The organism is Actinospica durhamensis (genome assembly GCF_018139695.1).
Classification (GTDB): domain Bacteria; phylum Actinomycetota; class Actinomycetes; order Streptomycetales; family Catenulisporaceae; genus Actinospica; species Actinospica durhamensis.
Genome location: NZ_JAGSOG010000380.1, coordinates 1 through 6,668, shown reverse-complemented (window position 1 = coordinate 6,668; position 6,668 = coordinate 1). Strand labels below are relative to the sequence as shown.

Genomic DNA, 6,668 nt, shown 5'->3' with positions numbered 1-6,668 from the left:
CCAAGGACGTCGTCGCGATCGAGAAGACCCGCGAGTTCCGCGGCCGCTACCACGTGCTCGGCGGCGCGCTCTCTCCGATCGAGGGGATCGGGCCGGACGAATTGCGGGTACGCGAACTCATGGCCCGTCGGCCCGGGACTCGGGCACCGAGGGGTGCGGCGCGGAAGCCTGCTGCTGGGGCGGCTGCGGCGGGGCGAACGCGCCCCCGGCCGGTGTGGCCGGACCCGTGCCCGACCCACCGCCGAAGCCCTGGCCCGGCGCCTGCTGCGCGCCCGACCCGCCCTGCGGACCCGGCGCGCCATAAGAACCCTGACCGGCCGGACCGGACGGGCCCTGCCCGCCGTGTCCCTGCCCCGCACCGGGATCCACCAGGGCCTCGATCCGCCACTCGCCGCCGAAGACCTGCTTGAGCACCTGGCGCAGGGTGTCCTCGCGGTTGGATCCGGCGAAGGTGTCGCGCAGCCCGGCGCTGTTGAAGCCCAGCTGCAGCAGCCGCCCGTCGACCCCGACGACGTTGGCGTTGGCGGAGATCATCGTCCAGGCGACCCGGCTGTGCGACTTGACCAGCTCGACGATCTCGGGCCAGCGCGCCCGGACCGCGGCGACGTCCCCGGCGCCCGAGGGCGCGGCCGCGACCGGCTGGGCCGGTGCGGGCGAGTTCGGCGCGGCGGGCGCGGCCGCCGGCTGCGGCGAGCCCGCGGGCTCGAGCCAGGGCGCGGCGCCGAGCGTCGTGGACGCGGCGGGGGCGGGAGCGGCGGCGGGAGCCGGCGCAGGGGCCTGGGCCGGTGCGGGAGCGGGCGCGGGCATCGGCGCCGCGTACTCGGCTCCGGCCGGAGCGGCCGCGGCCATCGGGCCGCCGAAGCGCTCGAGCCGCTCCAGCCGGGCCGCGAGGGCGCGTCCGGAATCCTCGGCTCCCGGCAACAGGATCCGGGCGAAGACGAGTTCGAGCAGCAGCCGCGGCGCGGTCGCGCCGCGCATCTCGGTCAGCCCGGTGTTGGCCAGGTCGGCGGCCCGGGAGAGCTCGGCCTGGCCGAAGCCCGCGGCCTGCTCGGTCATCCGGGCCATCCGGTCCGCCGGGACCGCGATCAGGCCCTTGGCCGCGGCGTCCGGCACCGCCTGCAGGATCAGCAGGTCGCGCAGCCGCTCGAGCAGGTCGCCGAGGAAGCGGCGCGGGTCGTGCCCGCCCTCGACCACCCGGTCCACGATCTCGAACGCGGCGCCGCCGGAGTGGGCCCCGAGTGCCGAGACCGCCTCGTCGAGCAGGGCCGCGTCGGTGTAGCCGAGCAGCGATGCGGCGGCCCGGTAGCTCACGCCGTCCTCGTCCGCGCCGGCGAGCAGCTGGTCCATCACCGAAAGCGAGTCGCGCACCGACCCCGCGCCCGCCCGCACCACCAGCGGCAGCACCTCGGGGTCGACCTTGATCTGCTCCTGCTCGCACAGGTGCGCCAGGTAGTCGCGCAGCGTGCCGGGCGGCACGAGGCGGAAGGGATAGTGGTGCGTACGCGAGCGGATGGTCCCGATGACCTTCTCCGGCTCGGTGGTGGCGAAGATGAACTTCAGGTGCGGCGGGGGCTCCTCGACCACCTTCAGCAGCGCGTTGAACCCGGCCGAGCTCACCATGTGCGCCTCGTCCAGGATGTAGATCTTGTACCGGGACTCGACCGGTGCGAAGAACGCCCGCTCCCGCAGGTCGCGCGCGTCGTCCACGCCTCCGTGCGACGCCGCGTCGATCTCGATCACGTCGATCGACCCGCCCGCCCCGCGCGCCAGCCCGACGCACGACTTGCACACGCCGCACGGCGTGGGCGTCGGCCCCTGCTCACAGTTGAGACAGCGCGCCAGGATCCGCGCGCTCGTCGTCTTCCCGCACCCGCGCGGCCCGCTGAACAGGTAGGCATGGTTCACCCGCTGATTGCGCAGCGCCTGCTGAAGCGGTCCGGTCACGTGCTCTTGCCCGATGACCTCCTCAAAGGTCTCGGGGCGATACCGGCGGTAGAGCGCTAGCGACACGCTCTTGAGCCTAGTCGGTTCCACCGACAACGACGCGAAAGACCCCGCACGCGAGCCCCCGGGCATGCAAAAGACCCCTCGCGCACCCGCCAGAGCCTGCCTACCCTTGCTGCATTCCTGCCCTGGGGGGATTCGGTGGGATGACGCCACACGAGGGGTCCGCACACAGGATAGCCCAGAAATGGGAGTGGCGGAGCACCCCCGATCTTCGGGTAAGCTTTCCCACGGAGGATTCGCCTAGTGGCCTAGGGCGCACGCTTGGAAAGCGTGTTGGGGGCAACCCCTCACGAGTTCAAATCTCGTATCCTCCGCCGCGAAGACGGCCCCTGACCAGCGAAAGCAACGGTCAGGGGCCGTCTTTCGTCTGTCCCGGACAGCCGCGCCCGGGGCCCCGATGGTGGGACGGTGTGCCATTTCGGTTGCGCCGGACACGGCCCGCGCGGGATTCTGGCAGCGGTACCCAGGGCTACGGCCAGGACGGCACGGCAGGTCGGAAGAGAACGGTGATCTTCAAAAGAGTCGGCGAGGGACGTCCGTACCCCGAGCACGGGCGCAACCACCGCGGCTGGGCCGAGGTGTCGCCGCGTCAGATCCGGCTCGACCAGCTCGTCACGACCAAGCGCCAGCTGGACCTCGACGCCCTGCTCGCGGACGACTCCACCTTCTACGGCGACCTGTTCGCGCACGTGGTCAAGTGGCAGGGCGAGTTCTACCTGGAGGACGGCCTGCATCGGGCCGTGCGCGCGGCGCTGCAGCAGCGCACAGTACTCCATGCGCGCGTACTTGACCTCGATCTGTGAATACTCCGCGCATCTGCCCGGGTACGTTCGGTGTATGGACGCGAACACCCCGCCGGACGATCAGGACCCTTACGCGGTCGCCAGGCCTGCCCCGGAACACGCCGTACGCCCTCCGGGCGAGATCGGCGGCAAGAAGTTCCGGGTCGGCCTGGACGCGCCCTACGTGCCCTTCCGCAACCGCACCCGGCGCCGCCGCAGAGCGCTCGGCTTCGTCCTGTCCGGCCTGCTGATCCTGGGCGTCGGGGCTTACGGCCTGGTCAACCTGGTCACCGCCCCCTCCGCCGGCTCGGACGCCTGCAAGGCCGGCGCGGTCCGGGCCGCCGCCTCCGCGTCCCCCAGCGCGAACCCGCTCTCCGGCGCGGCCGTCTCCCCCACCGGGACGCCCAAGTTCACCCTGAACGTCTACAACTCCACCAACCGCCGGGGCCTGGCCGCCAACACGGCCAACCAGCTCAAGCAGCGCGGCTTCTTCATCGGCCAGGTCACCAACGACCCGCTGCGCTCGAAGCTGACCGTCTCGGCCCAGATCCGCGGCGCCAAGTCGCAGGTCGCCGAACTGCGCCAGGTAGCCGCCGAGGTGCCCGGGGCCCAGATCCACCCCGACAACCGCACCGACCCGAGCGTGGACCTGGTGCTCGGCACCGGCTTCTCCACCCTCGCCAGCAACGAGCAGGTCGACGCCGCGCTGCGAGCCGCCGCCGCACTGGCCGCCGCAAGCCCCGCCGCACTGGCCGACAGCACCAACTGCGCCCAGTAGGGGCGGCCGGACGGGCCCGCCGAACGACGTCCATCAACGCGGAGAGCCGGTGGCCCCAGAGGGGGCTACCGGCTCTCATCAGCGGTGACGGGGGGATTTGAACCCCCGGTGGCTTGCACCACAAACGCTTTCGAGGCGTTCTCCTTAGGCCGCTCGGACACGTCACCGGGGAGAACATTACCCGATGGGGCGCCGAGAGGCGAAAAAGTTATCAAGCAGCGCCGCGCACTCGGGGGCGAGGATGCCGGAGACCACTTCGGGGCGGTGGTTGAGCCGCTGGTCGCGCGGGAGGTCCCAGAGCGAGCCGACGGCGCCGGCCTTGGGGTCGGACGCGCCGTAGACGATGCGCTCGACGCGGGAGAGCACGGCGGCGCCGGCGCACATGGCGCAGGGCTCGAGGGTGACCACCAGGGTGGCGCCGGCCAGACGCCAGGAGCCGACGGCGCGGCCGGCTTCGCGCAGGGCGATCACCTCGGCGTGTCCGACCGGGTCGCCGTCGGCCTCGCGGACGTTGTGGCCGCGGCCGAGCACGCTGCCGTCCGGGGCGAGCACCACGGCGCCGATGGGGACGTCGCCGCCGGCCGGGGCGAGGTCGGCCTCGGCCAGCGCCGCCCGCATCCAGCCCGCGTACCGCTCCTGCAGCCAGGCCGGCAGGGCGCCGACGCGCGGGGTGTCGGCGCCTGCGTACCGCCCGCCCTGGCCCGCGCCGGATCCAGCCGGCGCGGCGGCGTTCAGCGGACCGCCTCGAGTTCCTCGGCCGCTCCGAGCACCCCGGCGATCTCGGCCAGCGCGTCGGCCGGGACCAGCCGCCCGCCGCACAGCCCGATCAGGTCCTTGGCGCTGAGCCCGTAGTCGGCGAGGAGGTTCGCGTCGCCCGCGGGGCCGCTCGGCGTGCTCGGCCCGGTGTACTCCTCCTCGTCCACGGCGACCTCGTCGAGACCCTCGACCTCGTCCTCCGCGTCCACGCCCACGTCCACGCCCGGGTCATCGACCTCCGCGACCGGCGCGACGTGCGCGACCGGCTCGAGCGGCGTGCCGTCGGGGCCGAGCGGGGCGAGGGCGTCCGCGGTGAGCAGGTCCGCGTAGCCCGAGCGGCGCACCGCCGCCAGGTCCGCGGCGAACACGCGGGGATCCTCGTCGAGGTCGAGCCGGACCACGGCGAACCACACGTCCTCCTGCTCGAGCAGGAGCACGGCGGTATCCGGCTCCTCGTCCTCGGCGGCCTCGCGGATGAACTCGACGAGGCCCATGCCGTCGTCGAACTCGTCCAAGTCGACGTCATGCGCCTGCCATTCATCCGCGTAGCGCGCTAGCAGAGCTGCGAAATAGGCCACGACCTGCCCACTCTCCCCTCACTCCGACGTACTCTTCTTCACTGCCCACTGCGCCCCGCGGCGACGCGGGCCCTCTCAGTATCCGTCCACCGTGTCGTATCCCGGGCGCGCGCAGTCGGTGAACTGGCGTGCGAATCCGATGCGCCCAGCCAAGTGTGCCACCAGGTCGGTCAATCGCAGCGCTCGTTCATCCAACAGCTGCTCACAGGCCAACCGCAGTTCGAAGGAGTCGAGCCCGAGGTCGGCGAAGATCTCCTCGTCGCCGGCCGGACCCGAGCCCGACGACGCCTCGGGCTCGAGCCCGAGGCGTTCGAGTACCTGCCGAGCCACCGCGTCCTCCTCGGCCGCGGAGCGCTCGGAGATGAACAGCAGTTCCCTGCCGCCGACCAGCCGCAGCGCGATGAAGTACTCGTCACCGAGGCCGAGCAGGCCCAGGATCGGGCCTTCGGACAGCTGCTGGCGCACGGCGGCCGTGAACAGGTCGAGGTCGGCGGCGACGTGCAGGGGCAGCGGCACCACGGCCCAGCGGCCGTCCTCCTGGAAGACGGTCACCGCGAAGTCGACGAGGGCCTCGTCGAACGAGGCCTGCCCGGCCTGTGTCATCCGCGTCCTTCCGGCCTCTCGCGCCGCTCGCAGCCCACCGCCGCCGACGGTCTGCTCTCTGGCATCGTCGCAGAAAGAGGGCCGCGGCGGCACTGGTTGCGGCGCATGGACTGCGCACGGGGACGCAGATCAGTCGAGCGGGTCAGTACCGGAACGTACGGAGCAGCCTGGCGTGCAGTTCCTGGGCCCTGGCCCGGCGTGGCGCGACGCGCTTGCGCAGTTCCCGCGCCTCGGCGAGTTCGGCCAGGAAGATCGCCCGGCGCATGCCCCGCTCCTGTGGCGCGCCGGGCTCTCCCGCGCGCGCGCCGCCCGCAGGCCTTGCCGTGTTCGTCTCCCGAGCCGTGGACCTCGGAGCCGTCGTACCCATCGTCACCTCGTTCCGCCGCGTGCTGCCGATATCGATTCGTGACCTTCCTGACGACCCTACCCCGCTGAGCCGAGAGGGCAAGCCCGGACTGCCGACCTGCGGGGCCGTAGACTCTCGGCATGCGTATCCACGTCGCCGATCACCCGCTGATCGCCCACAAACTCACCACGCTGCGCGACCGGCAGACCGACTCGCCGACCTTCCGCCGGCTCGCCGACGAACTCGTGACGCTGCTCGCCTACGAGGCGACCCGGGACGTGCGGGTGAGCCCGGTCGAGCTCGAGACGCCGGTGTCCGCGACCCAGGGCGTACGCCTGGCCTCGCCCAAGCCGCTGGTCGTGCCGATCCTGCGGGCCGGCCTCGGCATGCTCGACGGAATGGTCCGGCTGCTGCCCACCGCCGAGGTGGGCTTCCTCGGCATGGTCCGCGACGAGGGCACCTTGACTCCGTCCACCTACGCCACCCGCATGCCCGACGACCTGGCCGGACGCCAGTGCTACGTGCTCGACCCGATGCTGGCCACCGGCGGCACGCTGATCGCCGCGGTGAAGCTGCTGGCCGAGCGCGGCGCCGACGACGTGACCGCGATCTGTCTGCTGGCCGCGCCGGAGGGCATCGCCGCGATGGAGAAGTCCCTCGGCGACTGCCGGGTGCCGGTGACGATCGTCACAGCCGCCATCGACGAGCGGCTCAACGAGCAGGGCTACATCGTGCCGGGCCTCGGCGACGCGGGCGACCGGCTCTACGGCGTGGTCTGAGCCGGACCAGGGGAAATCGGGGGGGATCCGGGGGGAGTC

The 6,668-nt window shown here is 72.6% G+C and carries 8 protein-coding genes, 2 tRNA genes, 1 other RNA gene and 1 pseudogene; 5 read left to right on the top strand and 7 right to left on the bottom strand.

Annotation, left to right across the window (positions count from 1 at the left end):
• A pseudogene (locus KDL01_RS45720) lies at window positions 1-128 on the top strand (toprim domain-containing protein); the annotation flags it as partial.
• Here the strand turns inward: KDL01_RS45720 and KDL01_RS44945 are convergent.
• Both KDL01_RS44945 and ffs read right to left on the bottom strand, forming a co-directional pair.
• Complete coding sequence (locus tag KDL01_RS44945; RefSeq protein ID WP_212533561.1) at window positions 118-2,010, bottom strand: DNA polymerase III subunit gamma and tau; 1,893 nt, start codon at window positions 2,008-2,010, stop codon at window positions 118-120. The pseudogene KDL01_RS45720 and the gene KDL01_RS44945 sit on opposite strands and share 11 nt — an antisense overlap.
• A 66-nt stretch (window positions 2,011-2,076) precedes the next feature.
• An RNA gene (gene ffs, locus KDL01_RS37980) (signal recognition particle sRNA small type) lies at window positions 2,077-2,173 on the bottom strand.
• A 63-nt stretch (window positions 2,174-2,236) separates the two neighbouring features.
• Between ffs and KDL01_RS37975 the strand changes: the two genes are divergently transcribed.
• From KDL01_RS37975 to KDL01_RS37965, 3 genes are all read left to right on the top strand, one after another.
• A tRNA-Ser gene (locus KDL01_RS37975) sits at window positions 2,237-2,321 on the top strand.
• Window positions 2,322-2,513: 192 nt separating this feature from the next.
• Entirely contained in the window at window positions 2,514-2,810 is a 297-nt protein-coding gene (locus KDL01_RS37970; RefSeq protein ID WP_212533560.1) for a type II toxin-antitoxin system VapB family antitoxin, read from the top strand.
• A gap of 34 nt (window positions 2,811-2,844) precedes the next feature.
• Window positions 2,845-3,567 (top strand): LytR C-terminal domain-containing protein, encoded by a 723-nt coding sequence (locus KDL01_RS37965; RefSeq protein ID WP_212533559.1) that lies wholly within the window; start codon window positions 2,845-2,847, stop codon window positions 3,565-3,567.
• A gap of 82 nt (window positions 3,568-3,649) precedes the next feature.
• Here KDL01_RS37965 and KDL01_RS37960 read toward each other — a convergent pair.
• From KDL01_RS37960 to KDL01_RS44940, 5 genes are all read right to left on the bottom strand, one after another.
• Window positions 3,650-3,734, bottom strand: a tRNA-Ser gene (locus tag KDL01_RS37960).
• A 10-nt stretch (window positions 3,735-3,744) separates the two neighbouring features.
• Window positions 3,745-4,185, bottom strand: coding sequence for a tRNA adenosine(34) deaminase TadA (gene tadA, locus KDL01_RS37955; RefSeq protein ID WP_212533558.1), 441 nt, complete (start codon window positions 4,183-4,185; stop codon window positions 3,745-3,747).
• A 113-nt stretch (window positions 4,186-4,298) separates the two neighbouring features.
• On the bottom strand, window positions 4,299-4,838 hold the full coding sequence (locus tag KDL01_RS37950; RefSeq protein WP_246577555.1) for a tRNA adenosine deaminase-associated protein: 540 nt from the start codon (window positions 4,836-4,838) through the stop codon (window positions 4,299-4,301).
• A gap of 138 nt (window positions 4,839-4,976) precedes the next feature.
• Entirely contained in the window at window positions 4,977-5,504 is a 528-nt protein-coding gene (locus KDL01_RS37945) for a tRNA adenosine deaminase-associated protein (RefSeq protein WP_212533556.1), read from the bottom strand.
• Between the two features lie 142 nt (window positions 5,505-5,646).
• Window positions 5,647-5,769 carry a hypothetical protein gene (locus tag KDL01_RS44940; RefSeq protein WP_281415823.1) on the bottom strand — a complete coding sequence of 41 codons (123 nt, stop codon included), beginning with the start codon at window positions 5,767-5,769 and terminating at the stop codon, window positions 5,647-5,649.
• 221 nt (window positions 5,770-5,990) lie between these two features.
• On the opposite strand from KDL01_RS44940, the gene upp reads away from it, so the two are divergent.
• On the top strand, window positions 5,991-6,629 hold the full coding sequence (gene upp, locus KDL01_RS37940; RefSeq protein ID WP_212533555.1) for a uracil phosphoribosyltransferase: 639 nt from the start codon (window positions 5,991-5,993) through the stop codon (window positions 6,627-6,629).
• Window positions 6,630-6,668 lie beyond the last annotated feature (39 nt).

Coding starts and splice junctions, on each gene's coding strand:
- KDL01_RS37965 (WP_212533559.1), top strand. CDS start 2,845: ATGGACGCGAACACCCCGCCGGACGATCAGGACCCTTACGCGGTCGCC.
- KDL01_RS37945 (WP_212533556.1), bottom strand. CDS start 5,504: ATGACACAGGCCGGGCAGGCCTCGTTCGACGAGGCCCTCGTCGACTTC.
- upp (WP_212533555.1), top strand. CDS start 5,991: ATGCGTATCCACGTCGCCGATCACCCGCTGATCGCCCACAAACTCACC.
- KDL01_RS44940 (WP_281415823.1), bottom strand. CDS start 5,769: ATGCGCCGGGCGATCTTCCTGGCCGAACTCGCCGAGGCGCGGGAACTG.
- tadA (WP_212533558.1), bottom strand. CDS start 4,185: ATGCGGGCGGCGCTGGCCGAGGCCGACCTCGCCCCGGCCGGCGGCGAC.